The sequence below is a fragment of the Testudinibacter sp. 'clade 2' genome (genome assembly GCF_006227735.1).
In the GTDB taxonomy this organism is placed as follows: Bacteria; Pseudomonadota; Gammaproteobacteria; order Enterobacterales; family Pasteurellaceae; genus Chelonobacter.
Window position 1 is genome coordinate 1 of sequence record NZ_VDHB01000179.1, and the last position, 2,929, is coordinate 2,929.

A 2,929-nucleotide genomic window follows, 5' to 3' on the forward strand; every position below is an offset into this window, starting at 1 on the left:
AAAGATCAACAGACCCTATGCTTCCGAGAGATTTTTCATACTACAGAGGATTAAATGAAAAAATCACGTTTTTTTTTATTGGTGCTCGTCATTATCATGGGCTTGGGATACCACTTCCTGCGCCCACTGACGATTTTTAGCCAACCTAAAATTACAACTATCAATTTAGATACCGACAACTACCAGCAGACCGCACTTTCAAATAACACTGTTTGTTTTCGGCAACATGTCGCAACGAGAGAAAATCTGGCGGAAAAAGCGCGCTATCAACTACTTGTTTGGAATTTACACAAAGGGCAAGATCCCGGCTGGCAGGAAGCTATTCAGCAATATTCGGCACAAGCGGATTTCTTATTACTGCAAGAAGCGACCGAACAAAACCAAATACCGCACTTTTTATCTGCACCCGCCAGCTGGCACGGGGTGCAAGCCGGCACTTTTGCCTACCATGGTGATATGTCAGGCGTGATGCTGTTATCTCACCAATTGCCGCAACAGTATTGTGTCGGCAGTGAAAACGAACCTTGGATTCGGATACCCAAAATTGCCCAAGCGGCAGTTTATCCTCTCAGCGGTGACCGCACTTTGCTAGTCATCAATCTCCATTTGGTCAATTTTGAATGGAATCCTGAAAACTACCACAATCAACTGCGCGAAATGTTTCATTTGGTCAGTCGGCATCAAGGTCCGATTATTCTCGCAGGCGATTTCAATAGCTGGAGTGGCAAACGTTTAGATTTAATCCAAACGCTTGCCAAACAATATGCCTTAAACGAAGTGCGGTTCCAGCCAGACCTGCGCCTGACGTTTATGGACAACCCGTTGGATCATGTTTTTGTGCGTGATATTCAAGTGCTGAAGGCGTGGACTGAACCGAGTGACAGTTCGGATCACAACCCGTTGTTTGTGGAATTTGAGTTGAACACTATTGGCGATAACAAATGAATAAAAAATAACAATCCGCACGTGAAACGTGCGGTTTTTCGGCTACCCTATAAGGGCCTAGTACTTCATATGCCCCTCAAGGGGCATGTGAAAAGACTAACAACTGTACAATAACTCTGTGGCTTACCCCTTAAAGGGGTCCACATATTCTTTCTTCGATAAATTATCTTGAATCATGTCTTCTTTTTCCTGGTTCCTGATATATTCCTCTACAACTTTTGTATTTAAACCCACTGTACTTAAATAATAACCTTTCGCCCAAAAATGCCGGTTTCCATACTTATATTTTAGGTTTGCATGTCTTTCAAAAATCATGAGCGACGATTTCCCTTTTAAATACCCCATGAAACTTGATACTGCTAGCTTTGGCGGAATTTTTAAGAGCATATGAATATGATCTTTCATTGCGTGGGCTTCTATTATTTTGACATTTTTGTAATGGCATAACTGCCGTAATATGCTACCTATATCCATTCGTAATTTCCCATAAATCGCTTTTCGTCTGAATTTTGGGATAAAGACTATGTGATACTTACAGTTCCATCTTGTGTGTGATAGACTCGAATCGTCATTGGACTTACTTGCCATTGGCATATCCTCCTATATCTTGAATTTTGGTTGTCAGCCTTGTTCATTATATCGGAGGATTTTTTCTTTTCATCGCTTAAGCTCTTTGATTCCATACGCATAGCGTATGGTTTTTATAGGCAGCCTTCGTCTGCCTATAATAAAAAAAGCCGGAATCACCCGGCTTTATGGATTTATTGCTTTTTTTCAAAGACTTAGAAGAACACGCGCAAACCTACACCTGCGTAGTTGTCGGTGTCTTTACCGCCGCCAATTTCAGCATTGTATTTGGCTTTGAATGAGCCGCCTTCGACATAAGTGATCACATTTTTGTGTAATTTATAGTCTGCACCAACAATCCATGCACGCAAATTCGCTGCTTTTTTCAGATCGACTTGATCCGCTCTGCCCCAGATGTATTGACCGTAAACAGAGGCATTATCCAGATATTGATATTTCAGACCTAAACCGATTTCACGTTTTTTGTTAAACGGTAATTCGCTGACAGTACTATTGCTCATAGAACGATAAGTGATTGAATCTACACCGTTAGTCGATTTATTTTGTGAATAGTCAACTGCAATCGCAAATTTGTCCACCACCAACTCAGAACCGACGGTGAAAGCATTCTCTTTGTGTTCCGCCACGTTATTGGATTTCACTTGGCTGAAGCCACCGTTCAGATTTAATTGGGTATTCGCTGCCAGATCAGCAGTATAGAATAACGCTGCGCCCCAACCGGCTTTGTTGTTATACTCATCTTTGTCAGCTTCACCGAACATATAGTCTAAACCAAAGCTGAAACCTGACCACTCAGCACTACGGAATTTAACCGATTTGTTAGCACTGGTTTGAGTTTGGTTGACGCCACCCAAATCGTAAGTGTAATCAGACAGACCAACATCATCCAAGTTGGTTAATTGACGTCCGAAGGTGATTGTTCCTACACCATCTTGTTTAAAACCGGCATACAAACGTTTGGTTTCAACATTGTCAAATCCGTTTTCATTATCTTTTTCAAAACGGAATTCAATGTTAGCCAAAGCGCTTAAGCCGCTGCCCAGATCTTGCGATCCTTTCACAACTAAACGAGAGCCTTTATTTTTCAGATCCGCACGCTCACCAGAGTCCTTGCTTAATAACACACGCAAAGAACCGCCCACTTCGACTTTAGCGCCGTCTTGGTCATACACCACTGCGGCATTGGCTGATGTTGCTGCGACTGCTGCAACAGATAATGCGATTAATGTTTTTTTCATAATAGTTGCCTTTTTAGGTTTGATTTAAATCAATATATTTATTCGGTTGCTAGTACACAAATAAACAGAACTCATTTGAAACATTGCACTGTGAAGTCGCAAATTTCAAAGTAGTCACATGGAGCATACTGACAGAGTCTATTTTTACTGTCAAGACC

The 2,929-nt window shown here is 41.6% G+C and carries 3 protein-coding genes; 1 reads left to right on the forward strand and 2 read right to left on the reverse strand.

Annotated features, from left to right (window positions below; translation table 11 throughout):
* The first annotated feature begins 54 nt into the window (after positions 1-54).
* Positions 55-945 (forward strand): endonuclease/exonuclease/phosphatase family protein, encoded by an 891-nt coding sequence (locus FHQ30_RS12110; protein ID WP_139610840.1) that lies wholly within the window; start codon positions 55-57, stop codon positions 943-945.
* A gap of 123 nt (positions 946-1,068) precedes the next feature.
* Here FHQ30_RS12110 and tnpA read toward each other — a convergent pair whose 3' ends face one another.
* Entirely contained in the window at positions 1,069-1,533 is a 465-nt protein-coding gene (tnpA, locus tag FHQ30_RS12115) for an IS200/IS605 family transposase (RefSeq protein WP_139625178.1), read from the reverse strand.
* A 194-nt stretch (positions 1,534-1,727) separates the two neighbouring features.
* Entirely contained in the window at positions 1,728-2,771 is a 1,044-nt protein-coding gene (locus FHQ30_RS12120) for a porin (RefSeq protein WP_139610841.1), read from the reverse strand.
* Positions 2,772-2,929: the final 158 nt, after the last annotated feature.

Excerpts from the sequence above, each read along its gene's own strand:
- FHQ30_RS12110 (WP_139610840.1), top strand. The coding sequence starts at position 55 with ATGAAAAAATCACGTTTTTTTTTATTGGTGCTCGTCATTATCATGGGC.
- tnpA (WP_139625178.1), bottom strand. The coding sequence starts at position 1,533 with ATGGCAAGTAAGTCCAATGACGATTCGAGTCTATCACACACAAGATGG.
- FHQ30_RS12120 (WP_139610841.1), bottom strand. The coding sequence starts at position 2,771 with ATGAAAAAAACATTAATCGCATTATCTGTTGCAGCAGTCGCAGCAACA.